A 24411-nucleotide genomic window follows, 5' to 3' on the forward strand; every position below is an offset into this window, starting at 1 on the left:
GCCTAAAGACAATGTGCAATTAAGCATTTATTCGTTAACAATAAATCTCCTAATAACCATTCCCAAAGGGGGGGAATTCAAATCGCCCATTTGTCCCGTACTTACTTGAAACTATCTAAAAATGGCATTTGGCAAAAACGCGGAGACAAGCCAGTTTGGTGCATCGACAATCTCACTGATTTTCAGATCTACGGCTACGCTGCAGAGCATATAGGCTTCTTCATCCTTCATTCCATATGTGGATGTTAAATGCTCAATCATGTAACGAATTGCGTTCTTTGACGCTTCTACAAGATTTGGTCCATGCCCCGTTGTTACATAATAACCTCTACTATCTGCTTCTGGGGTAGGTTGGCCGGGAATCTCGTATCTTGGTTCTGCAATCGTTTTACCTTTGTGCAGCTTAAAACGTATAGTTGTTTCCATTGACGCTTCGATAGCAGTTCCGCATACTTCGCCATCTCCTTGTGCTGCATGTGTGTCGCCAATGGAAAACAGTGCACCTTCTACCCATACCGGTAAATAAAGTTTCGTACCTTTTGTTAAATGACGAATGTCCATGTTTCCACCATTTTTCCTTGGCGGTACAACACTGAAATTACCGTTTTCCGGCAAAGCGACACCAACTGTTCCGGGAAATGGCTTAATAAATAAATCAATACCGGGCAAAAATTCCGTTTTATTAGATTTGGTCAAATCAAAAATTTTGATCGCTGGATCCGCAAATTCATCAGCTAATAGGCCAAATCCTGGTATAATTGCTGTCCATCCCCAATCCAATTGGCGAAAATCTAGCATTTCAATTTCCAAAGTATCACCGGGTTGGGCTCCTTTTACATAAACTGGACCGGCTACAGGGTTGACCTTTTCAAAGTTTAAGTTTTTTACATCAGGGGACTTTGTATTTTTCGTAAACTGCCCCCCTGAGGATTCGGTGATTTCATATGTTATGGTTTGCCCTGATTCTACTTCTGCAATTGATTTGAGGCTATTATCCCATCCATAATGCATGTGTGATTTGAAATCGTGTATCGTTTTGTGTGTATGATGGTGATTGTGAATTGTCATTTGTATAACACTCCTTTATTTATTATCTAAATCAATCGTTGTACCTTTTTTTGTTACAGCGAAATAAATAGCTACAATAATTCCTAAAGCAATCCAGCTTAACCCAAGAATTTTCGCTTGTGTGGCAAGGCTGATCCAAACATACCCAATAATAGCAAAGCCAATCAACGGCAAGATTAGGTGACTCCAATAATTACCGCTCTTTTTTCGAATGAAATAGTGTACAAAGACACTAACATGTAAGAATAAAAATGCGGTTAATGCACCAAAGTTTACAAACGAAGTCAAAACTCCAATATCCCCCATGAAAATAAGACCAACAATTACAGATATTACTGCTATGAATAGAATACTAACATAAGGCGTTTTGTGTTTAGGGTGAATTTTTGCCAGGAAACGCGGCAATTTACGGTCCCTTCCCATACTAAATAAAACACGCGAAATAGCTACTTGCGCAACCAATGCATCTGCAATTCCCCATGCTAATGCAGTTGCTATTGCAGTAAGAATACCCAGCCATTCACCACCAGCGATGGTTGCCGTATCATAAAAAGCTGTTCCAATATCATTAAACGACTTAAAATCGGGATTAATTAATGCAGCAACCCATGTCTGTACCATAAACAGGATACCAACAGTTAATAGTGAAAATATTGTTGCTTTCCCTATTGCTTTTGGCCCACCTGCAGATTCCTCTGACAAGGTGGATATTGCATCAAATCCTAAAAAGCTTAATACAGCAATCGATACTGCTCCCATAACGACGTTCATACTAAATGTGTCTGGGTTATAGATTGGGTCGAACGAAAATGTCGCACCGTTTACACCATTCATAACTGCAGTCACTCCAACAACAAGGAAAATTGCTAACACGATTAATTCGAATATCAGGAAAATTTTATTTGTCCGGGCAGTAAACTCTATCCCGAAATAATTTATTACCGTGTTTATTGCAATAAAAATAATTAACCATACCCAACCTGGAACAGACGGCCACATACCTTCTAACGCAGTAGCACTAACGACGTATAGTAAAGCAGGAACCAGTATATAATCCAACAGAATGGCCCAGCCTGCAATAAATCCAACATACTCATTTATCCCTTTACCAGCATATGAATAAACGGATCCTGCCATTGGAAATGCTTCCGACATACGTGCATAACTCAGTGCGGTAAATATCATTCCCACCATACCGATCAGGTAAGCAAGAGCCACCATACCTTCAGCTGCAAGCATTACTTCACCATATATACCAAATGGTGCGATTGGAACCATGAATATTAGACCGTAAATTAATAGATCACTAAAAGATAAAGACCGTTTCAACTCCTGCTTGTAGCCAAACTCTTCAAGCCTTTTTGCTTCCACCTAGTAACCACTCCATTCGAATTATGATTCAAGTAAGTGAATGACTTGTGCATATAGGCTATCATCATGGTATTTTATTAATTTAGCCATTAGCACTTCCTTGTACAAGTATGTATATGGTGAATGTTGGTGTATATGATTATGTTTTGTGGTTCACTGTCACTCCCTGGAATTTGTCGGAAAGGGGAGAGGGACATGGGGACAGGTTAGCTGTCCCACCTTGTTCCCCTTGTTTGGTGATGGAACGCGGGTGGGACAAGGGACCTGTCCCCATATCCCAATTGTCTCTATTTTGCAAAAAATACATTGACAATGAATACGTTTTCATTTATATTTAGTTTAAATATTTTAAAAATTAGGTGGTTGGGATGGTTTCATCAAAAGATGTAGCAAGTTACGCAGGTATATCACAAACTACTGTATCCAGAGTGCTTAATACTCCAGATAAAGTGAATAAAGAAACATATGAAAAAGTTCTCGCAGCAATGAAGGAATTGAATTATCGTCCTAACTCAATTGCCCAGTCATTGGTTAATAAAAAGACAGGATCGATCGCACTATTATCGGGTCCGCTACACAACCCTTTTTTTGTAGAAACAACGACCTCTATCGTTAATTATGCAAAAGAAAGCGGATTTAATGTAAATGTGCATTTCGAAAATCTTGGGGATAACATGTCCGTTTACCAGGATGTTTTAAGTCATCGGGTTGATGGAATAATTTTGTCTTCCGTTTTATACGATGATCCAATTTATGAACAACTTAATAACCTCGATGTTCCATTTATTATGTTTAATCGAAAACATAAAGAACCGGGGCATTTTGTTGAAATGGATAATGTGCAAGCGGGGAGATTAGCCGCGGATCATTTAATAAACTTGAATCATCGCGAAATTGTGTGGGTAGGCGGCCCTACTAACATGACAACTTTTAGTGGTCGATTAGAAGGATTCAAACAATCTTTAATCGCGAACAATATCGCAGAAGATCCTAGGAACATTATTATAACCGATACGAGCAAGGAATCAATTTTTGAGGCTACTGAGTCTGTTATGTCGCGAAAAGAACGCCCGACTGCTATTTTTGCAGCAACAGATTCCATTGCAATTTATATTATGGATTTTCTTCAACAAAAAGGCTACGGCATTCCTGATGACATTAGCGTTATAGGTATTGACAATGTGGAGTTAAGTCGCCATCATTCATTCCAACTTAGTACCGTTGGAATCGTTGATAACAAAAACCTTGGCAGAATTGCTATTGAAAATCTTGTTGACCTTATTGATGGAGAAGGGGACAACCCAGATTTTGTTCAGCAAACATTAGAAACAAAATTGTTTTCCAGAATAACAACCAAAAAGTTGTAGAGAAAACTAAAGTTAAAATTGAATACGTTTGCATTAAATATACAAAAATAAGGAGGCTTTACAATGTATTATGTCAATAACTACTTAGAAAGGTTAAAAGAATCAAGTTTGAATACGTATTCATTATTAAATCCTCATACCCGAGAGGAAATTAGAGATATCCCTGATTGCAGTGATATTCAACTGAAGGAGGCAATATCGAAAAGTAAACAAGCATTCAATAAAATGAAAGCGTTAACCTCGGAAGAACGATCGGTTATTTTAGATAAGGCCAGTAGCATTATTGCTGAAAATAGAGAAGATTTTGCTCAAACCATTACGCTGGAATCAGGTAAGCCCGTTAAGTTTGCTAGAGGAGAAGTTGACCGGACCATTCAAACATTGAAATTCGCGTCAATTGAAGCGAGGAAATTAGAAGGAGAATCAATTCGATTAGATGCAGCGACAAATGGTAGCGGAAGAGATGCTTATACAATCTATCAACCAATTGGTGTTGTTGGTGCAATTACTCCCTTTAATTTCCCGCTTAATTTGGTGGTACATAAAGCAGGGCCGGCGCTTGGGGTAGGAAATACGATCATCGTGAAACCAGCTGAAAAAACTCCGTTATCAGCTATCAAACTAGCAGAAGTTTTTGAACAGGCAGGATTACCTAATGGAGCGTATCAAGTTGTTACTGGTGATGGCCCTAGATTGGGTAAAGTTCTAATTGACCATCCTGACGTACAAAAAATTACGTTTACTGGAAGTCCACAGGTTGGGGAACATATCAAATCACAAGCTGGTTTGAAAAAGGTAACTTTGGAGTTGGGCAGTAATTCTGCACTATACATTGACAAAAGTGTTCATAATAAAGTGCAGGAAATCGCCCAAAAAGCAGTCAATGGTGCTTTTTCATATAATGGGCAAGTATGTATTAGCACGCAAAGAATTTATGTACACAAAGATGTGAAAGAAGAATTTATCACTACATTTAAAAAGGCTACAGAGTCATTACAATATGGAGATCCTAGAGAGAACACGACAGATATATCTGGGGTAATTGACCAGAAGTCTCAGCAGCGTATTCTTAGTTGGATTGGTGAAGCGATTCATGAAGGTGCAGAGTTAATCACGGGTGGGTCGATGGAAAATAACGGCATTAAGCCAACAGTACTTTCAAATGTTTCATCAAGATCAAAAGTAGCTTGTAAGGAAGTGTTTGGGCCTGTCGTATTAATAAATACAGTGGATAGTGCAGAAACAGCACTGACAGAAATGAATAATAGCGAGTACGGATTAAATGCAGGTGTCTTTACGTATGATCTACCGCAGGCGTTTAATTTTGCTCATAACTTAGAAGTGGGCCAAGTGTTAGTGAATGACTTGCCAACGTTACGTTTTGATCATATGCCATATGGCGGGTTAAAATCATCCGGTTATGGATATGAAGGAATTAAGTATGCTATGCGAGAAATGGTTCATATGAAATTTATTAGCATGAATTATACCTTTTAGGTGGTGATGTAATGTATACATTTTCATTGGATGGGATTAGTATGCCACAAGATGCTAAATCCTTGTTTTACCCTTACGAAGTTACACAATGGCAGATACAATATAAACCATTTCCCTTTATGAAAATGAAAACAGAGAACAAATATTTAATTACGAATCTAACAAGAAAAGAAACGAATTTTTTTGAAGGAAATGTAAATAAATTTGTCCCTTTTCAAGAAAAAGACGATGCGCTAATCTTGCCAACGAATTATTTGCCAGAAGAACGGGCTAACGTTTCTGATAAATTTTTGGAAAATTACTACATCCACAAAAGAAAAGTATGGTCATACCCTAAAATAAGCTTGTTGAATACGTATGCATTGTTTGTACCTTATTTCATTTATAAAAAGCGAATCAAAAATGTGGAAAAAGATTTTTTAATGGAACCTTCAAGTGGGAGTGAGGATTTGCTAGACAAATATAAAGAGATCCAAAAATATGTACAAGCACAGGGGGTGATTACTTGACTTTCCTATATGTAATGATTGGTGTCTTAGTCACAACATGGGTAGGTATGGCAATTGTGTTATTTAAAACTAGATTATTAGACAAATAAGGGAGGTAGATGGAATTGGATAGTGTAATGATTTATTCATGGATTTTTATGGCTCTGTTTATCATTATGATGCTAGTTATGGGTTATGTTGGAATGAAGCGTACAAATAACCCAGACGATTTTGCAACAGCGCGATCTAGTTATGGACCAATTACGATTGCACTTGTTATAAGTGCAGGTATTTCAAGTGGATCAACATTTATGGGCATGCCTGGTTTAGCTTATGATATTGGAGCGCCAAGCTTATGGTATCCATTGCTATATCCCGTTGCTACGGTAATCGGGATGTTGTTTGTAGCAAAAACAATAAAAGTATATGGCGATAAATTTGGAACGAGAACTATTCCGGATTTTATCGGGGATCGTTTTAATAGTGAGTTTCTAAGAATTACACTTTCTATTATTACGATTTTGTTAATATTTTATGTTGTATCCCAGTTTGTAGCAGCTGCGACCATGTTCCAAACCATGATGGGTGTGGATTACAATGTTGGCTTGTTTATTACCGGGGCTGTGCTGGCAGTTTATGTATTTTTAGGTGGCTCCCACTCGGACATTTTAACAGATGCGGTTCAAGGATTTTTAATGGTTATTACAGCGATCGTTGTTGTTATATGTTTTGTAACTAGTGTAGGGGTAGATGGTGGCTTTGGCGATATGATTTCCTTAATTAAAGATAGAAACCCAGAAGGAGCCTTTGATCAATTGTTTATTCCTGGAGATATTACCTATGGATCATTTTGGTTAGTAGGGTTGCTATTTATTGCTCACTTACCATTCGGTGTTCTGCCACACTTAGGAAACAAGTTCTTAGCTGTTAAGTCAAATAAAGATATGAAGAAGTTAATTATGTATTGTACTATTTTTGCTACTATTCTCCCACTAATGGGGTTGGGCGGAATGTTAGGGTTAGCTGTTATTGATCCTTCCATGAACATACAACCAGACCAAGTCATTCCAGTGTTATTCCAAGAGATATTCCCTCCATTTATTGCAGCATTTTTAGCAATAGCTGTACTTTCGGCAGTTTTGTCTACATCTGATGGACTAATTGTTTCACTGACACAGGTACTTGCAAATGATATTTATCGAAAAACGATTGTTCCGAAAATAAACATATCTGAAAACAAATCACAGAAAATAGAGCTACTTATAAGCCGGTATTCGACATTTATTGTGATTTTAGCAGCAATATTGATGGCATGGTCACCACCGAAATATTTATCCGTATTTATGTGGATAGGAATAGGTGGAATTGTTTCAGCAACTGCTGGACCTTTAGTTGTCGGGGCATTGTGGAAACGTGCAACGAAAACGGGAGCAACCCTGTCTCTGTTATCGGGAACTGTCGTGTATTGGATCGTTTACTTGCCATTTGGGTTCAACTTCAGTAATCCGTTTGGGGCTGCAGGTATCGGTGTTCTTACTAGTATGTTAGTAATGGTTTTTTATACGTTATTAACCTCTCATAAAGATAAAGAAGTGAATATAAGCGAAGATAAATTATCAGTAAACTAATAAAAGGGAGTTGTCATCTATGAGTCAGTTTATTTCACCAAAAAACATTTACCATGGAGAAGGCGCGTTAAGCAATTTAGAAGGAATTTTAACAGATTTACAAGTTCAAAAGGTTTTTCTTGTTACGGATCCAATGCTAAAGGATCTTGGTGTGATTGATCCTCTATTAGAGCAATTATCAAAGTTAAATAGGAAAGTGGAAGTGGTTACGGATGTCGTTCCGGAACCACCATTAAAAGTAGGAAATCAAGTGGTGGAGAAAGTACGGAAAAGCCAAGCCGATTTAGTAATCGGTGTTGGTGGGGGGAGTGCACTAGATTTGGCAAAAGCAGCAGCTGTACTCGCAGAAAATGATGGAAGCATCGATGATTACCTGAACCTAAGTGGAGAAAAGAAATTAACCAATAAAGGCTTACCAAAAGTATTGATCCCCACAACAGCTGGTACGGGGGCGGAAATAACGGATATCGCCGTATTTTCTCTAGAAGATACAAAAGATGTTATTACCCATGAATTTTTGCTAGCTGATTATGCTATCGTTGATCCTGTTTTAACCTATACATTACCACCAAAAGTAACGGCAGCAAGTGGAGTCGATGCGCTGACACACGCGATTGAGGCGTATACTTCGATAAATGCAACCCCATTAACAGATACGTTAGCACTAGATGCAATGAAAAGAATCATCAACCACATAAGAACTGCTGTATGGAATGGCAAGGATAAGGAAGCCAGAGAGCAAATGTCATTAGGTAGTTTAATAGCAGGTATGAGCTTCTATAATGCTGGTGTAGCGGGAGTGCACGGTCTGGCATACCCATTGGGAGGTTTATTTAAAATACCACATGGTGAATCGAATGCGGTGTTGCTACCATATGTATACGACTACATCTGGCCATCCTGTTTGAAAAAAATGACCAACATAGCGAACGTATTTAATTTGCCAACAGACGGGAAAAATGAACGGGATATCGCCTTGGATGTCGTTCAAAGTTTACAAAAATTAGTGAAAGATGTTGGTCTACCAACTACGATAAGTGAATACAATATTACCTCAGCGGATATTGATCGGTTAACGGAAAATGGTATAAAACAAACTAGATTACTTCAACGCAGCCCGAAACCGTTAGACATAGAAGCAATTAGAGAAATTTATACAAATGCCTACGAAGGAAAACTAACGAATTTTTAACGACGGGAAAGAGTGAAATGTATAAAACGATTATAGAACCACGTGTCTCGGAAACTGATGGAGTTGGACATATTAACAATACAGTTGTTCCAATTTGGTTAGAAGCAGGCAGAAATAAAATCTTTGAGCTATTTACTCCAGATCATAACTTTGAAAATTGGCGAATGATTATCATCAATATGAATATTGATTATGTGAGTCAGATTTATTTCGGAAAAAATGCGGAAGTTTGTACATGGGTGAAAAAAATCGGCAATACCAGCCTACAGTTATATGAAGAGATCTGGCAAAACGAAACATTATGTGCGCGCGGGACAACAACCTATGTGAATTTTAATGTGGAAAACCAGGCTTCTGAACCGATTTCTGGGTCAATTAGAAGGGAACTGGAAAAACATTATTGCGATGGTGAGTGAGGATGTGGGACGTGGGGACAGGTTAATTGTCCCGGCTGGGAATCGCATGGATACAGGGTTTCTGGGTGGGACGCGGGACCTGTCCCCATGTCCCACTCCTGTCCGCTCACACTACAATATTCAACAGTATACTAAGTGTCAAAATACTAGTTAACGTCGATATTAACGTGATGCTGGATACTAATTCTGGTTCGGTATCGAATTCGATTGCGTACATTGTTGTTGTGGCGGCGGTTGGCATTGCTGAAATGATAATGAGTACCGAAGCGATGATGGGATCCATATCAACCATCCATACAAATAATGCTGCAATGATCGGTGCTACAATCATTTTAAGGGTTACAGCAGACGTAACCACTTGCCAATTGAGCTTCAATCCCGTAATCGATCCGAGTTGCATGCCCAGCATAATCATCATAACCGGAATGGCGGCATCACCTACCATGGATATGGTGGAATGAATGGCATCTGGTATACCGATGGAATAGTAATGAAAGATGAATGCCAAAATTGCCGCATATGTAGTAGGCATTTTCATCACATTTTCAAGTGCACGCCGCATTCCACTCGTACTTCTTGATGCATAATAGATGCCAAAGAAATTATTTTGCAAAGCTTGTACAACCATAATAAAAATAGCATACGGTGCAGCAGCATTTCCGACACTGAACAGAACGACAGGTAATCCGTAATTTCCGGAATTCATAAAACCTGTTGCTAGAATTGATGCACTCTCCGTATTTGCCTCCCATTTAAAAATTTTTGATAGAATTTTATTTAAAATTACCATGGCGTAAAAAAGGACAAACATATAAATAAGAATAACAAGAAAACCACTATCATAATTGGCATCCAGTAACGTAACAAAAATAAGACAAGGTGACAAGATGTATAGCGATACGGCCGACACAGACTTCACATCAAGCACACGAATACGCTGCAGAATAAAACCAGAAGCAAAAACAGCCATAATCGGCAAAATCACACTCAAAAACAAACCCATAAACAACATCTCCATTAATAGAACTAGAGAATAGTTTATCATAAGGTGGGACATGGGGACAGGTTTGGTGTCCCAGCCTTATGATATGGCTAAAAACCATAGTGCAAGCCACTTGGACAGAAGGACGCCAAGTGGGACGCGGGGACAGGATCCTTGTCCCACATTTATAGGGCAATGAATAGTGGTTAATATATCTGGAAAACTACCTAGTTGATCTGCTGCTTGATGAAATGTACCACATGCCGTTTATTAAGTAGTTTTCCATAGTGACTCCTTCATCAGTAGGTGAATAGAATTTAGGATTTTTTCAGATTGTATCAGGTTGAAATATTAATTTGGTAAGTAAATTATATGAAAGAAGGCACTATGATGGGTGCTAAAAAGAGTCTATGGGCAAAGGATCTGGCTTACGGTTTGTAGGTATTGATGAATGTGTGGTGAGAAAATATCCGAAATATTTTTTTAGAGCCAATTAATTGCTGCAATTGAATTCTAATCTTCTTTAAAAGTAAGGACTGGATTGGAATGTAATCATTTATCGGTAAACGTTGGCTGGTTTAGGCAACAGAGCGGGACTAGAAGCGATCTAACCGTCCCTAGCCCTGTTCTTCTGTTGTACTGGGATATATTAAAAGAAACAGACACTTACATGATTGCAAATACATAGTAAACAATGCTTTGTTAACCGGTGTACCGGGACAAGGGATCTGTCCCTGTGTCCCACCCCCATGTCCCAATTAGACGTTGCTTTGTTTTTGCTTTACTTTGGTTAGTAGGCCGCCGCCGTTGCTTAGGTATTTGTCCATTCCTTCTGCGGCGCGGTAGGCGAATGCTCCGATTGTTTCGGTCGGGTTGTAGTTACTGAAATGTGGGAAAGATGATGAGCCTACAACAAATAAATTTTCCATGTCCCACATTTGTGAATAGGTGTTAACTGCAGATGTGGCTTCATCGGGTCCCATGATTGCGCCGCCACCATTGTGTGAGTTTGGAAAGGAATTATTAAACTCTGTATCATCTGGTAATTTGTCAGGGTCAACGGTGTCAGCACCCATTTTTTCCATAATTTCAGTTGATCGTTTAATTGCGTACTGACCTAATTTCCGGTCCTGATCATGATACTTATATGTCACTCTTAAGAGCGGATTGCCCATGAAATCTTTATATGTCGGATCAAGATCCAAGTAGTTAGATTCCCATGGTAGTGCCGCAGACTGTGCATCAACATAAAGTGTCCGGTTTGTGTAAAACAGTGATTTGTTCTTAAATTCCTCGCCCCATGTAGGTGTGCCATCGGGGACATAATTGTATTCAATCGGCCTATTTCCCATGACCCGTATATGCGGTTCAAATCCATGGAGAAAGTCCAATTTACTATGATCAATATTATCGCCACTGAAGTCGTCAAGAGTGGCCGCCAATGCACCCGCGCCTGCAAAATTGTTGAACTTTTTCTTGTCGAAGTAACCTCTGGCACCAAGATAGGTAACGTTACTGAAATGCCCGGTAAAGTTCTTGCCTATAATTCCCTTTCCAGTTTTTGGATCATAAGGTTGGCCAATATCTGATAACAACAACAATCGTGTGTTTGTAAAAACGAATCCTGCAAGTACAACGATATCGGCGGGTTGTTCATATTCTTGGCCAGTTTTGTTGTCGACGTACAAAATACCTGTCGCCCGGTCGCCATTATGGATAACTTTGGTGGCAGTAGATTCATTACGCAATTCGTAATTTCCGGTTTTCCTTGCCGTAGCCAGTACCGTTATAATCGGATCAGCTTTTGCACCAAAGTCACATCCATATGTTTCACAAAAGGCGCAGTACATACAAGCGTTAATCGTTTCCCCGTCAGGGTTTGTGTATTGCTGTGTAACATTGGCAGATGGAATTTGATACGGATGATAGCCAAGGTCTTTTGCTGCCTTCTTGAAAAGCTTGATCGACGGGGTATCCTTCATCGGCGGATTTGGAAATTTATTCGATCGCTTCGGTCCAATCGGATTTTCTTCCCCGGAGATTCCGGCCGTTTTTTCATATTTATCATAGTACTTTTCCATTTCGTCGTACGTTACGCCCCAGTCCTGGATAGTCATGCCTTTTGGGATTTTGTCTTTGCCATAGCGTTCAACGGTTTTACTATAAATTTCAAAATCATACGGTAGATAGCGGAAATTATGGCCATTCCAATGGACGCCAGCTCCGCCTGTGTTCGTCCCTAGAAAGGCGTTTTCATTAGTACGAACAGGTAACGCCGTCTTATCTGCACTATTTCGTGAAGTGATTGTTTCCTTCGTTAAATCTTGCATCATCTCATAGCGCATGGAAAAACGTAATTCATCTTTTGTGCCTATGTAGTCTTCGTGTTTTTTATCTTTTCCACGCTCTAAACCAACTACTTTATACCCTTTTTTGGACAGCTCAGCGGCTACAATCCCGCCTGCCCAACCAGAACCTACAATTACTGCATCTACTTTTTCCAGTTTTGTTGCCATTGAATCCCTCCTTGTCTTAATGTCCTTGGTAATTTGTTAAGCTTATCGGTTTTATTTTTACAAAATCTTCTTTTTCAATAATATTGGCGTATGATGCTTGGGCACCGGGGAATTCCTTCATTTTCCACCCATCCATGTTTTTATTTCCGCCATATAATGGGTCACAATATGCACCTTCCAATGTCATTCGACGCAGTAAAGTAAAGAAATTTTCTCCGGCTACACCGACTAATTGGATTTTTCCGCTTTCCATATCCTGTAGTAATTCAATTTGCTGATCCTTTTCGGCTTTATCAAACGTCTTTTCAAAGCGTTTTTTGCTTTCCATATTTAATTTTCTCAATCCCTCAATAAAAATCTCCCCTCTGGTCAAACGCGATTGATGGCGTTGTAGCTCTGTTTCGGGTTTGTTGACAAGAAAGGGTGGATTCGTTGGGTGTTTTTCTTCTTCCTTCCCCTTCATGCTTTCAACCTGTTTGAATTTTAAAAAAGGTGCATGTCGATAATCCCTGGCATTTCTACCCCATTGACCTGCCATCTGTTTGTCAATATAGTAGGGAACTCCAAGCTCAATAGCGCCCGGACCGTTTTTATCTTTGGGAAAAATCCGTTCTGTAGCTGCCGCAAGCACATGGAAATCTTCCAACCGGGTAAAAAATTGCCGTGCCTCTTGGAAGTTTGTTTGATTTTGTTTATCACTCCCGGTCTGTGTTTCTGGTTTCGATATAAACTGGTCGGTTAAAAAACCACCAAGCAGGGAGCCACCAACCACCCCACCAGCAACCATCCCAGTGTTCTTGATGAACCTGCGACGACTAGGATCATGACCTTCCTTATTATTATCCGAATGTTTATCCACCAACACGATAACCTCCTTTATCCATTCCTATTTTTACCTAAATTACCTAAATTATACGCCCGGAACATGGGAGCGCCGGTACATGGGGACAGGTTTAGTGTCCCGGCTTTATGATATGGGTAAAAACCTTACTGCAAGACACTCGGACAGAAGAACACCTAGTGGGACGTGGGGACAGGATCCTTGTCCCACCAATTTTTCCCACATAGATTTGCCATTTATTTGGACGGTGTTGGCTGGGTGCGCTGAGTTTTTAGGGAAGTTTGCTATGGATTATCGTATGCAATTTTAGAGGTTAGCCAAGGAACATTGGATTTATTGCAAAAGGTGATTCTTTACAGGTGCCATTATTTGCGGTCTAGCAGCCATGAGATTATCCCCTACGTTTTATCGAACTTTCTTTTACAAATGAACAGGCGCTTAACTATGCTGCAGATACAGTAAATAGAGTCAACATAACCAAACAGAATTTTGTATATGGGAGATATCAGAGTATGATAAAATATAGTGGTAGTTAACTGAATATTACGATACTAATATAATCACAGCAATTAGGTCAGGTAATCACTAGCATGTTAGGAAGGGGATGATTCATTTGAATAAGGTAAAACAATTCAAAGTAGCGGTGGTCCAGGCTGGTTCAGAGGTGATGGATAAGGACAAAGGGATTAAAAAGGTAATTAGATTAATAGAAGAGGCTGGGGAAAATAATGCGAAAATTATTGTCTTTCCAGAGGCTTTTATACCGGCGTACCCGCGTGGGATGTCGTTTGGCGCGGTAGTTGGGAGTAGAACGAGTGAAGGAAGAAGAGATTTTTACAGTTATTGGAACAACTCGATCACAGTACCAGGACCTGAGACTGAACAAATCGGCAAGGCTGTGAAAAAAGCGGGAGCATATGTTGTGATTGGGGTTATTGAAAAAGATGGTGATTACAGCCAAGGTACGCTTTATTGTACGGCATTGTTCTTTGGACCTGATGGCAAATTACTAGGGAAGCATAGAAAGTTGAAGCCGACCGGTTCGGAAAGATTAATTTGGGGCGAGGGTGATGGTAGCACAATGCCTGTTTTTGATACACCGTACGGAAAAATTGGCTCGCTTATTTGCTGGGAGAACTATATGCCGCTTGCCAGAACCGCGATGTATGCGAAAGGGGTTCAAATCTATATTGCGCCAACAGCTGATGCTCGTGATACCTGGTTTGCATCCATGAGGCATATCGCTGCAGAAGGAAGATGCTTTGTTCTATCGTGTAATCAGTATATGACCAAAGAAATGTTTCCGGAAGAAATAGCCTCCCGAGATGAATTTGAAAAATTACCCAATGAATTGACGCGGGGTGGCAGTTGCATAGTTGATCCTTTAGGTGACTATATAGCTGAGCCTGTTTTTGGCAAGGAAAAAATAATTTATGGTGATATTGATTTAGGAAAAATAGCAGAGGGAAAATTTGACTTTGATGTTGTCGGCCATTATTCGCGACCTGATATTTTTAAGTTGTCTGTTAATGAAACAAAGCAGGAAAATGTGATTTGGGATAAGGGATGATAAGTGATTTGAGATTAAAGTGGTGCAAAATAAACTCAAGCTGTGAATTTGGGGGTTATTTGCCGTGCCTTTAATAGGACGGGGAATGAGTTGTTTTCTGTATTTATAACGGGAACCTCAATCTAATATTTGGCTTTGAAAATGTTTGAACAGGGAATATAGGCCTCCAATAAGTGGAAGTGTTGATCAATTGAAGTTAAATACCAATCTGTAAAATTTGTGTTCTAACATACGTCGATCACTTAATTCGTACCATTTTCCCACAAATTTTTTTCTGAAATTCACTAATTATTTGGTACTTTTGAAGTGAAAGATGGAATAATTATAAATATAAAAAGATAATGGGGGGATGAGTGTTTTAACTGAGTGGGACGCGGGGACAGGTTAAGTGTCCCACGCTGTATCCCGCGCCTACGCTAATTTTAGGGTGGGACAAGGGACCTGTCCCCATGTCCCAAAGTCTCCCCATGTCCCACCTATAATGATTAAGGAGGATTCACTGTGTCTTCATTTATTTCCGGATTCTATAAATTATCCTCGGAGCAGCGTTTAAGTAAACTAGTGTCTATTCTTGGGTTAACGGATAATGAAAAAAAGATTATTAGAGGCGAACAGGGTTTTACAACAAAGCATGCGGATCGAATGATTGAAAATGTGATTGGGTATTTACCGGTGCCATTAGGTGTTGCGGTCAATTTTAAAGTTGATGGGAAAGACTGTTTTGTTCCGATGGCTACGGAAGAACCCTCGGTAGTTGCAGCTGCCAGTCATGCTGCAAAATTAACCTATCATACGGGCGGATTTACTACATCATACACGGGATCCATTATGCGTGGGCAAATCCAGGTTATCAATTTGCCGGATCCATATGGCGCCTTGGCCCGGATCTATGAAAATAAGGCGGAAATTATTCAGCTTTGCAATGAACAAGATCCAACCCTTGTATCGTTTGGAGGAGGGGCGAAGGATTTAGATGTACAAATCATTCAAGCCGAAGACGGTAAAAAGATGGTTGTGGTTCATTTATTAGTTGACACAAAAGATGCAATGGGGGCTAACGCGGTCAATACGATGGCTGAAGCGGCTACACCCTTAATTGAAAACATAACTGGTGGTGATGTTGTTCTAAGAATTTTATCGAATCTGGCTGATCAGCGGATTGTGCGGGCGAGAGCAACATTTGAAAACCCATTTCAGCATGATCAAAATACTATGAAAAAGTTTATCAGTGCTCATCAGCTGGCACTTGCCGATCCGTACCGGGCAGCAACACACAATAAAGGTATTATGAATGGCATTTCCGCTGTTGTACTGGCGACTGGAAACGATACGAGAGCAATTGAAGCAGGGGCACATGCCTATGCTGCCGTTTCTGGTAGGTATCGTCCCTTAACACAATGGGAACTAGGGGAGAATAATTCAATCATTGGCACAATTGAGCTCCCGCTAGCGGTTGGATTAATTGGTGGGGCGACACAATCACACCCGGTAGCCAAGTTATCAACGAAAATTTTGCAAGTCAAAACTGCTGAAAGATTAGCGGCAATCATCGCATCAACAGGGCTAGCGCAAAATTTTGCAGCTATTAAGGCTCTTGTTAGTGAAGGTATTCAGAGAGGGCACATGAAACTGCATGCAAGAAATATGGCTCAGGTGGCAGGGGCTAAAGAGGAGCAAATTGACCAAGTTGTTGAGCTGGCAACTCAGCATGAAAAATTTCGTTTTGATGACATCAAAAATTTTGTACAGCAAATACAAAATCACTAACGATTTGAGGGGATTTTTCTGATTTAGTCAAGATTTTTTCTTATAGATTATTTGCATATTTTTTGCCCAGGTTTATAATCAGATAAATAAAAGGAGGTGAGATGTTTGAGTGAAGAAAACAAAAATTACGTAGATATTTGGGGAGACAATGTAAAAATCAAAGATCTTGGCATTTCAATGATACTATGCATTGTTTTTGCTCTTGGTGGATACATCTTAGCGCCCGGAGAGGCACCTCAACCGTTAATTTTAGGACTTATCGGCGGCGTAATTGGTTTTATAATTAGTAGTATTATAATCAAGCCGAAGCGGGATATATCCAAACAAGAGGAGGTTGATTAGTCTTGGATATGATGATTATTGTTCAAATGATTTTGGCAAGCATTGGTGGGGCTGTGCTGTACACACTAATTGGAATCGCTCCGGGAACTGACGAAACAGCTGTTTTAGCTCCGGTCACGATTGCGCTTGCTCTTCTAGGGATTTCACCTTATGTGATTTTAGCCTTTTTTATCGCGGCTATTGTTGCTAAGAAGTTAACTGATTCTATTCCCGTGGCAATTGCAGGAATACCTGGTGGAGTTATGGCGGCGCCGATGGTAGAACATGCGATGGTATTAAAAGCTCATGGTATACCAGATGTAAGTATTAAAAAAATGTCTTCAGGATCTGTCATAGGAACGCTTGTCTCCATACCTGCAAGTTTTTTAATTGCTAATTTAATTCTTCCGTATGCTGATAAAATTAGTAACTATGCTGGTTTAATCTTTTTCTTAGGTGCCATATTCTTAGCGTTAATGACGAAAAATAAAATCTTATCGTTAGCAATTATTGTTCCATTTGCCTTGCTTATTCAAGGGCTGCGTCATTTATATTGGGGGCTCGATATCGTACCTCCAGATGTTACGGTCTTTGTATCCTTTTTTCTAGGAATTACAATCGGTCCCATTGCATTTAAGCTATTTGAACTGTTAAATAAAGAACATCGTGAAAAATTACCAAAGCTCGGGAATAAGCAAATTAGTTTTAAAAACTCTAAAAAGGAAAAGGGGATTCCGAATCCGTTTAAAATTTTAACGAAAAAAGAATCAGCATCATCTGCGGTTGGTAGTTTTATAGGATCGGTTACGTTCTTTCTCACTCCGGTTGGGATGACGGTGTTTTTAGGGGAATTCTTAACCAGACATGTCAAGGATCCAGTTAAACGAGCATCAAGAGCAATTTCGACAATGGATGGGTTAACGAATGCTTCTTATATTTCTGGTACCTTAGTCCCGCTAATTGCGATTGGATTGCCTTTATCACCAATGGCTATCGGTCCTGCAGCTGGTTTGTTTAACGCACCTCCTGTTTTTACACCAGAACATAACATTCATCATTTGTTATCAATGGGAGAAATTATGACAGCAACTATCATCGGAGCTGTTATCGCTTTACTGATTACCTTCTATGTAACGATAAAATATGCAAGTCAAATATGTGCATTTGTATTTAAATACATCCCACATGAAGCGTTAATCGGACTTTTTGCTAGCCTTGTCGTTATGCTAGCATACATGGACGCCGGCTGGATAAATATATTCGGAACGATCTTAATTGCCCTTGTATCAGGCCTATTGCATAAAAACGGAGTCAATTATGGCGTCCTCTTCATGATCCTATACGCCGCACCATGGCTCCTAGGAGTTCTAAGCTGAATGCGGGACGTGGGGACAGGTTAGGTGTCCCGCTTCTCCCGCCTTGTTTGATGGGGGATCGCGCGTGGGACGCGGGACCTGTCCCTCCGTCCCACTCCGCTGATGTACAGAATGACGGACCCGTCCTTGCTTTCCGCCATCCATCAACTGGGACAAGAAACCTGATCCCACGTCCCAGAAACCGACCGTATGTCCTAATTATCTAAATATTAAAATGATTACTATTAATCATGAAATAGTTTGTTTATACCTCTATAATGAAGTTATTAATCTATTAGGAGGTATGTTGGTTGAAGAAAAAGTATATTGTTCCTGCCGTTCTATCATCTGCACTATTAGCAAGTTCTGTCTCTATGAGTAATGTTTTGGCAGCGCCACAAGAGTCTAGTGTTTCTAGCAGTGTACAAGCCCAAAAGGAGTGGAATCAAAAAGCGAATGTCCCTATTTTTGTCAAGGAAAAGTTTGCAGCGAAACATTCTGCTAGTAATGCGTCCAATGCACTAAATTACTTGGATAAAAATGAGGAAAAGATTGGGATTAAGAATCCAAAGAAAAATTTAAATGTGAAAAGTGTCCAGGAAGATGATCTGGGAATGACGCACGTACGCCTTAAGCAAACAAAAAATGGAGTACCTGTAGAAGGTGCTGAAGTTATTGTCCATTATAATAAGGACAACGAGATTGTTGCAGTCAACGGTCACCATAACAAAGATGTTGAACAGGCTGCTATCGACGCAAAAGCTGCTGTTACAGCTGACCAAGCTTTACAAGCGGCCAAAACATCTGTGAATGCCCCAGAGAATTTAACTTACACGCCCACTACAGATCTTATTGTATATCCATTTGAGGGAAAAAATAGTTTGGCCTATAAAATCAATGTTAACTACCTAGGAGAAGAGCCTGGTAACTGGTTTGTCTTCGTTGATGCTAACACGGGGGAAGTAATTGATCAATACAATGCGTTATTACATGCTAATGAGATGAAATCGAAGGCGCATAAAGGCGTTGGGGAAGGGGTACTTGGCACACTACGACATTTGCATACTACAAAAGAAAAGTTGCCCAAGCAAGGTACTACATTTAAATTATATGATGAATCCCACGAGAATTTAGAAGGCATTTATACGTATGATTTTAATACGGGGAAGGTTTTTGAAAATAAAAGTGCTTCGTGGAAAGACGAATACCAAGGACCGGCTGTAGATGCCCATTACAATTCGGAAAAGGTCTATGATTATTACCTCAATGAGCACGGGCGCAACTCCCTTGATGGTAAGGGAATGGCTATTAAATCATATGTTCACTATGGTACTAATTATAACAACGCATTTTGGAATGGCCGCTATATGACGTATGGAGATGGAGATGGTGAGTTCATGGTGCCACTTGCAGCCGGTCTCGATGTGGCTGCTCACGAAATGACGCATGGTGTTATCACGCATACGGCAAATTTAAACTATCGCTTCCAATCCGGTGCACTAAACGAGTCATTTGCAGACGTATTTGGTGCGCTCATTGATGAAGATGACTGGGAAATGGGTGAAGACATTATGGCGCCAGCTGCAAAAGAAGAGGGAAGAACAGCATTACGCAGCCTAAGCAATCCGGATCAATTTGAGGTGTCTGAAGAAAGAGCCCCATATGGAGACGGAAGGTACCCAGAACATATGGATGAATTTTATGACATGCCAGTATCGGTTGACAATGGTGGAGTCCACGTAAACTCGTCCATTACCAACCATGCTGCCTACTTGATTGGCGAACAAATTGGCAAGCAAAAACTTGGGCAGATATACTACCGGGCAATATCTACTTATTTAACACCAACTTCTGATTTTAGCGATGCCCGCAAAGCCATTGAACAATCAGCAACTGACATTTACGGAGAAAACAGCCCCGAATACACAGCAGTAGCCAACGGATTCGACCAAGTAGGAATTTACTAGGTGGGACGTGGGGACAGGTTAGGTGTCCCGCGCCGTAAGCCATGTTCGACGGGGGATTGTAAGTGGGACAAGAAACCTGTCCCCGCGTCCCATCTCTTATCTATTCAATTTCTTCAACAAATCGTTTTGTAATATCTTTGGGGCGTGTGATTGCTCCGCCAACGACACTTGCATAGGCGCCTAGTTCCATACACTTTTTAAACATTTCTGGTGTTATTACATTACCCTCTGCGATAACTGGTATTGTAACGTTATCTAGTACAGTCCGTAAAAATTCAAAATCATTATCATACAGTTTCTTACCAGTTGTTTCTTCTGTATAGCCATGCAATGTTGTTGAAATACAATCAAAGCCTAACTTTTCAGCCATTACTGCATCTTCCAATGTAGCAATATCTGCCATCAACTCAACATCTGCATTTTTTTCTCTAACATAGTTCACTAATTCATTCAATTTAATATTTTCATGCCTTTTGCGATGTGTGGCATCTAATGCTATCATTTCACATCCACTTTCCAGCAGCTCATCAATTTCTGCAAAAGTGGCAGTGATGAATACAGGACTGTCAGCGTAATCACGTTTCACAATCCCGATCACTGGTAAATTAATTTCTTTTTTGATCTCAATAATGTCTTTTTTTGTGTTTGCCCGAATCCCTTTTGCGCCACCTTTTTTAGCTGCTAAAGCCATTTTTGACATGATAAATGAACTATGTAATGGCTCATCAGATAATGCTTGGCAGGATACGATCAACCCACCTTTAACTGCTTGTAACATATTAAAATTCCTCCTTGAAAAATGGATAAACAGCACCGTATAAAGCAGCATTATTAAATAATTGCGCAATTTTTAGCTCTGCTTTCAGAAAATTACTTGGTAAAAATTGTGTTATATATTTTTGAATTGGCTTGAGTAAATGATCGCCTTGTTTGGAAATACCACCACCGATAAGTATACATTTCGGGTCGGTCATAATAATGATTTGCGCTAATCCTTTGGCAACCTCTTGAGCCCATGTTTCTATAATGGACATACACTTTTCATCCCCGCGTTTTGCACGGTCAAAGACTGTTTTTGTTGATATACCACCACCCAATTCATTGTTGATCAATTGATTTAATGCTGTGGTCGATGCTCTGGATTCATAATTTGTACCAGTTTCTTTATCATATAATAGGTATCCAACCGAGTTTGCCTGATGGTGAAACCCATCCACTAATTGATCATGATAATAAGCACCACCAATGCCTGTACCTAGCGTAATGCAGAACGCATGATCTTGAGAACTGGCGGCACCTTTCCAGAGCTCCCCCAATAAAGCAGCATTCACATCGTTTTCCACATGAATGGGCAAGTCAAACAACTGAGATAAATGCGCTTTAAATGCTGTACCTTTATAATTTTTAATCGTTGGCCCGGCATAAATAATCTCGCCCTTTTCCCTATCAACAATGCCAGCTGTGCTAATTCCTATGCCTTTAACTGTATAGTTGCTAGTTGCAGATTTGATAATATCTTCAATCTGTTTCAGTATCGCATTATTTGTATTTTCTTTTGTCTCTACTTTTTGATGGCCATGTAACTGGTGCTCATCATTCATGAAAGCATATTTGATGTAAGTACCACCGATATCAATAGATAAGTATTCTGCTTCCATAATTGTCCTCCTAAACCTTTGTGTTATTAATATGTTTTGTAAGCAATGATTTTGCCTGAATCGCGTCACCTCGTACCAATGCTACCACAATCTTTTCATGGTCTTCGATTGTAGTTTTATATTCATCCATGGTCAAATTTATATGCTTGATCTCGAAAAAGTAACTTGTGATCATATTTGTCATTTGGATAAATAAATCATTCGCCGTTGCTTTAAGTAACTGTTTGTGGAAGGCAATATCATTCTCCCTAAATTCGGATAAGGTTGTTGCTTTTTTACTTTCTTTTACTAGGTTCTTTAAATGCAGTAATTCATTTTCCTTATTGTTTGTTACAATTTCATCAATAGCGCTTGATTCAAAGATGACTCGTAAGCTTAAAATGTCCTGGATTTTCCCACCATTTATTTGCCAAAGGAAGAAGAAGTTGCTTAAAAGATTTCCTATATTGGATTCGTTTAAAAAAGCACCTTTGCCTTGCGTAATGGTTATCACGCCCGTGTTTTCGAGGTAACTCAAGGCTTCTCTAACAACAGATCTGCTGCAACCGAACATTTCCATGAATTTGCGTTCGGTCGGGAGCTTGTCACCACATTTTAATTGGGTGTCAATCATATATTTTTTTATTTCCTGGATAATTGTCTTTTTGAGCGATTTTCTTTCTATTGCATGAATCGGATCTAATTTCACAACTTTCCCTCCATTTGATTAATAAAGGTAAAAATTGGTTCAAAGTGATTGGTCATAATTTTTTGTGCGTACGGTAATTTACAATCCTCTAAAGCTTTTATAATTTCTGCATGCTCCCTGTAAGATTTGATCAGGGCATCTTCACTTTGAATTAAATCTATTTTTACAAGTGAAAAGTACTCATTAATTATTTCGCTAAAGTTATAAAATGATTCATTATCAGTGGCCTTAATAAGTGACTGATGAAATAATCGATCAAATTTTTTTGTGTCTTTTTTATCTATAATTGTTTGATAGTAAGATTCGTTTATGTCGTTAAGCTGGCTAATATTTAAGTCGATTTGTTTTTCGATAATCAATCGTAATGCTCCAAGCTCAATGATTTTCCTAATTTCAACTAATTCCTTAATTTTAACGCCATAGGTTTCGTAGTGATGTTTCAATATGGTACTGATGGAGCCAAGCTTTGCATCAGCGATATAAACACCACCACCGGCCTTTACTGTTACGATTCCTACTGATTGAAGTGATATCAATGCTTCTCTAACAACAGTCCGGCTAACATGTAACTGGTCAGTGAGTTCCTTTTCTGATAAAAATTTTTCGCCAGGTTTCAGTCCATTTTTTAAGATATGATCCTTTATTCTTTCAATCACGATATCTACCAATGAAGTTTTCTGTATCCCCATATATAACACCTCTTATGTAAATGATACCATAACAAAATGAAACCCCTTACTTAAAAGTTATTGACTTTTTAATCGTTGAATTCTATTATAAAAGTACCAACAAAATTGGTCTGACAATATTATAACTTTGTTTTACTAATTTATCTAGGAGGAGTTTACATGAAGGGGATATTTTCAGCTTTGCTTGTACCATTTGATGAGAGTGGTGCGGTTAAGGAGCAAGGTTTACGTGAAATCGTTAGACAAAACATAGATCAGCAAATGGTAGATGGATTATATGTGAATGGTAGCTCTGGTGAGAACTTTATGCTATCAACTGAGCAAAAGAAAACCATCTTTAAAATAGTAAGTGAAGAAAATAACGGTGCAGTTAAATTGATTGCACAAGTAGGTTCCATTAATTTGGATGAAGCTATTGAACTAGGGAAATATGCAACCGAGCTTGGATATGATAGTCTGTCAGCGGTGACACCATTTTATTATAAATTTACATTTGAAGAGATTAAAAATTATTACGAAACCATTATTGATGCTACAGGTAACAACATGATTATTTATGCGATCCCAGCATTAACAGGTGTATCCATGGACTTGGCTCAGTTTGATGAACTCTTCAAAAATGAAAAAGTTATTGGCGTAAAATATACAGATGGAAATTTATATATGCTAGAACGTCTTAGAAAACGTTATCCAAACAAACTTATCTATTCCGGATTTGATGAAATGTTAATTTATGGTGCTATTTCTGGTGTTGATGGGGCAATCGGAAGTACATACAACATCAATGGTAAAAGAGCGAAACAAATTCTTGAATTATGTCATGAAGGCAAAGTTGACGAAGCATATGAAGTACAACATGTCACAAATGATCTTATCGAAAAGGTGTTGGATCTAGGGCTATACCAAACGCTTAAGGAAGTGTTGAATGCAAAGGGTATTGACGCTGGAACTTGTAAAAAACCGATGAGTCCATTTGATTCAGGTAAAAAAGAAGAAGTTAAACAGCTTGTAAATGACTTTGGACTATAAG

The 24411-nt window shown here is 39.2% G+C and carries 21 protein-coding genes; 12 read left to right on the forward strand and 9 right to left on the reverse strand.

Annotated elements, in window-relative coordinates; translation table 11 throughout:
* Positions 1 to 111 precede the first annotated feature (111 nt).
* Together ACW2QC_RS06365 and ACW2QC_RS06370 are read right to left on the reverse strand one after the other, a co-directional pair.
* Positions 112 to 1068 carry an acetamidase/formamidase family protein gene (locus tag ACW2QC_RS06365; RefSeq protein ID WP_457543142.1) on the reverse strand — a complete coding sequence of 319 codons (957 nt, stop codon included), beginning with the start codon at positions 1066 to 1068 and terminating at the stop codon, positions 112 to 114.
* A 15-nt stretch (positions 1069 to 1083) separates the two neighbouring features.
* Complete coding sequence (locus ACW2QC_RS06370) at positions 1084 to 2439, reverse strand: APC family permease (RefSeq protein WP_457543143.1); 1356 nt, start codon at positions 2437 to 2439, stop codon at positions 1084 to 1086.
* Positions 2440 to 2807: 368 nt separating this feature from the next.
* Between ACW2QC_RS06370 and ACW2QC_RS06375 the strand changes: the two genes are divergently transcribed.
* From ACW2QC_RS06375 to ACW2QC_RS06400, 6 genes are all read left to right on the forward strand, one after another.
* Positions 2808 to 3806, forward strand: a complete 999-nt coding sequence (locus ACW2QC_RS06375; RefSeq protein ID WP_457543144.1) for a LacI family DNA-binding transcriptional regulator — start codon at positions 2808 to 2810, stop codon at positions 3804 to 3806.
* 63 nt (positions 3807 to 3869) lie between these two features.
* Entirely contained in the window at positions 3870 to 5303 is a 1434-nt protein-coding gene (locus tag ACW2QC_RS06380) for an aldehyde dehydrogenase family protein (RefSeq protein ID WP_457543145.1), read from the forward strand.
* 11 nt (positions 5304 to 5314) lie between these two features.
* The gene (locus ACW2QC_RS06385; protein WP_457543146.1) at positions 5315 to 5812 is read left to right on the forward strand and encodes a hypothetical protein; all 498 of its coding nucleotides are present in this window, start codon (positions 5315 to 5317) and stop codon (positions 5810 to 5812) included.
* A gap of 104 nt (positions 5813 to 5916) precedes the next feature.
* Complete coding sequence (locus ACW2QC_RS06390) at positions 5917 to 7419, forward strand: sodium:solute symporter family protein (protein ID WP_457543147.1); 1503 nt, start codon at positions 5917 to 5919, stop codon at positions 7417 to 7419.
* A gap of 19 nt (positions 7420 to 7438) precedes the next feature.
* Positions 7439 to 8611 (forward strand): iron-containing alcohol dehydrogenase, encoded by a 1173-nt coding sequence (locus ACW2QC_RS06395; protein ID WP_457543148.1) that lies wholly within the window; start codon positions 7439 to 7441, stop codon positions 8609 to 8611.
* Between the two features lie 17 nt (positions 8612 to 8628).
* Positions 8629 to 9027 (forward strand): acyl-CoA thioesterase, encoded by a 399-nt coding sequence (locus tag ACW2QC_RS06400; RefSeq protein ID WP_457543149.1) that lies wholly within the window; start codon positions 8629 to 8631, stop codon positions 9025 to 9027.
* A 106-nt stretch (positions 9028 to 9133) separates the two neighbouring features.
* On the opposite strand, the gene ACW2QC_RS06405 is transcribed toward ACW2QC_RS06400, so the two are convergent.
* The 3 genes from ACW2QC_RS06405 to ACW2QC_RS06415 all read right to left on the reverse strand — a co-directional run bounded on the left by ACW2QC_RS06405 (position 9134) and on the right by ACW2QC_RS06415 (position 13390).
* Positions 9134 to 10030: an AEC family transporter gene (locus ACW2QC_RS06405; RefSeq protein ID WP_457543150.1), complete on the reverse strand. Its 897-nt coding sequence runs from the start codon at positions 10028 to 10030 to the stop codon at positions 9134 to 9136.
* A gap of 737 nt (positions 10031 to 10767) precedes the next feature.
* Positions 10768 to 12525, reverse strand: a complete 1758-nt coding sequence (locus tag ACW2QC_RS06410) for a GMC family oxidoreductase (RefSeq protein WP_457543151.1) — start codon at positions 12523 to 12525, stop codon at positions 10768 to 10770.
* Between the two features lie 16 nt (positions 12526 to 12541).
* Positions 12542 to 13390 carry a gluconate 2-dehydrogenase subunit 3 family protein gene (locus ACW2QC_RS06415; protein ID WP_457543152.1) on the reverse strand — a complete coding sequence of 283 codons (849 nt, stop codon included), beginning with the start codon at positions 13388 to 13390 and terminating at the stop codon, positions 12542 to 12544.
* A gap of 589 nt (positions 13391 to 13979) precedes the next feature.
* Here ACW2QC_RS06415 and ACW2QC_RS06420 point away from each other — a divergent pair.
* From ACW2QC_RS06420 to ACW2QC_RS06440, 5 genes are all read left to right on the forward strand, one after another.
* Positions 13980 to 14936 (forward strand): carbon-nitrogen hydrolase family protein, encoded by a 957-nt coding sequence (locus ACW2QC_RS06420; RefSeq protein WP_457543153.1) that lies wholly within the window; start codon positions 13980 to 13982, stop codon positions 14934 to 14936.
* 501 nt (positions 14937 to 15437) lie between these two features.
* Complete coding sequence (locus tag ACW2QC_RS06425; protein WP_457543154.1) at positions 15438 to 16703, forward strand: hydroxymethylglutaryl-CoA reductase, degradative; 1266 nt, start codon at positions 15438 to 15440, stop codon at positions 16701 to 16703.
* Between the two features lie 96 nt (positions 16704 to 16799).
* Positions 16800 to 17045 carry a hypothetical protein gene (locus tag ACW2QC_RS06430; protein WP_457543155.1) on the forward strand — a complete coding sequence of 82 codons (246 nt, stop codon included), beginning with the start codon at positions 16800 to 16802 and terminating at the stop codon, positions 17043 to 17045.
* Positions 17046 to 17047: 2 nt separating this feature from the next.
* Positions 17048 to 18400, forward strand: coding sequence for a tripartite tricarboxylate transporter permease (locus ACW2QC_RS06435; RefSeq protein WP_457543156.1), 1353 nt, complete (start codon positions 17048 to 17050; stop codon positions 18398 to 18400).
* A 290-nt stretch (positions 18401 to 18690) separates the two neighbouring features.
* Complete coding sequence (locus ACW2QC_RS06440) at positions 18691 to 20346, forward strand: M4 family metallopeptidase (RefSeq protein WP_457543157.1); 1656 nt, start codon at positions 18691 to 18693, stop codon at positions 20344 to 20346.
* Positions 20347 to 20446: 100 nt separating this feature from the next.
* On the opposite strand, the gene ACW2QC_RS06445 is transcribed toward ACW2QC_RS06440, so the two are convergent.
* From ACW2QC_RS06445 to ACW2QC_RS06460, 4 genes are read right to left on the reverse strand one after another with little or no spacing between them, the layout of a single operon-like run.
* Positions 20447 to 21124 carry an N-acetylmannosamine-6-phosphate 2-epimerase gene (locus ACW2QC_RS06445; protein ID WP_457543158.1) on the reverse strand — a complete coding sequence of 226 codons (678 nt, stop codon included), beginning with the start codon at positions 21122 to 21124 and terminating at the stop codon, positions 20447 to 20449.
* Position 21125: 1 nt separating this feature from the next.
* A complete protein-coding gene (locus ACW2QC_RS06450; protein ID WP_457543159.1) occupies positions 21126 to 22004 on the reverse strand; it encodes an ROK family protein in 879 nt (292 codons plus the stop codon).
* A gap of 10 nt (positions 22005 to 22014) precedes the next feature.
* On the reverse strand, positions 22015 to 22692 hold the full coding sequence (locus tag ACW2QC_RS06455; RefSeq protein WP_457543160.1) for a FadR/GntR family transcriptional regulator: 678 nt from the start codon (positions 22690 to 22692) through the stop codon (positions 22015 to 22017).
* Complete coding sequence (locus ACW2QC_RS06460) at positions 22689 to 23381, reverse strand: FadR/GntR family transcriptional regulator (protein ID WP_457543161.1); 693 nt, start codon at positions 23379 to 23381, stop codon at positions 22689 to 22691. Before ACW2QC_RS06460 ends, ACW2QC_RS06455 begins: the two co-directional genes overlap by 4 nt.
* 159 nt (positions 23382 to 23540) lie before the next feature.
* Here ACW2QC_RS06460 and ACW2QC_RS06465 point away from each other — a divergent pair, with 159 nt between their 5' ends.
* Positions 23541 to 24410 carry an N-acetylneuraminate lyase gene (locus ACW2QC_RS06465; protein WP_457543162.1) on the forward strand — a complete coding sequence of 290 codons (870 nt, stop codon included), beginning with the start codon at positions 23541 to 23543 and terminating at the stop codon, positions 24408 to 24410.
* The last annotated feature ends 1 nt before the right edge of the window (position 24411 follow it).

The sequence above is a fragment of the Virgibacillus sp. FSP13 genome (assembly GCF_054048505.1).

What these genes read in the sequence shown, in the direction of transcription:
- ACW2QC_RS06365 (WP_457543142.1), bottom strand. Translation starts at nt 1,068, where the DNA reads ATGACAATTCACAATCACCATCATACACACAAAACGATACACGATTTC.
- ACW2QC_RS06385 (WP_457543146.1), top strand. Translation starts at nt 5,315, where the DNA reads ATGTATACATTTTCATTGGATGGGATTAGTATGCCACAAGATGCTAAA.
- ACW2QC_RS06375 (WP_457543144.1), top strand. Translation starts at nt 2,808, where the DNA reads ATGGTTTCATCAAAAGATGTAGCAAGTTACGCAGGTATATCACAAACT.
- ACW2QC_RS06405 (WP_457543150.1), bottom strand. Translation starts at nt 10,030, where the DNA reads ATGGGTTTGTTTTTGAGTGTGATTTTGCCGATTATGGCTGTTTTTGCT.
- ACW2QC_RS06410 (WP_457543151.1), bottom strand. Translation starts at nt 12,525, where the DNA reads ATGGCAACAAAACTGGAAAAAGTAGATGCAGTAATTGTAGGTTCTGGT.
- ACW2QC_RS06465 (WP_457543162.1), top strand. Translation starts at nt 23,541, where the DNA reads ATGAAGGGGATATTTTCAGCTTTGCTTGTACCATTTGATGAGAGTGGT.
- ACW2QC_RS06400 (WP_457543149.1), top strand. Translation starts at nt 8,629, where the DNA reads ATGTATAAAACGATTATAGAACCACGTGTCTCGGAAACTGATGGAGTT.
- ACW2QC_RS06445 (WP_457543158.1), bottom strand. Translation starts at nt 21,124, where the DNA reads ATGTTACAAGCAGTTAAAGGTGGGTTGATCGTATCCTGCCAAGCATTA.
- ACW2QC_RS06395 (WP_457543148.1), top strand. Translation starts at nt 7,439, where the DNA reads ATGAGTCAGTTTATTTCACCAAAAAACATTTACCATGGAGAAGGCGCG.
- ACW2QC_RS06380 (WP_457543145.1), top strand. Translation starts at nt 3,870, where the DNA reads ATGTATTATGTCAATAACTACTTAGAAAGGTTAAAAGAATCAAGTTTG.
- ACW2QC_RS06450 (WP_457543159.1), bottom strand. Translation starts at nt 22,004, where the DNA reads ATGGAAGCAGAATACTTATCTATTGATATCGGTGGTACTTACATCAAA.
- ACW2QC_RS06460 (WP_457543161.1), bottom strand. Translation starts at nt 23,381, where the DNA reads ATGGGGATACAGAAAACTTCATTGGTAGATATCGTGATTGAAAGAATA.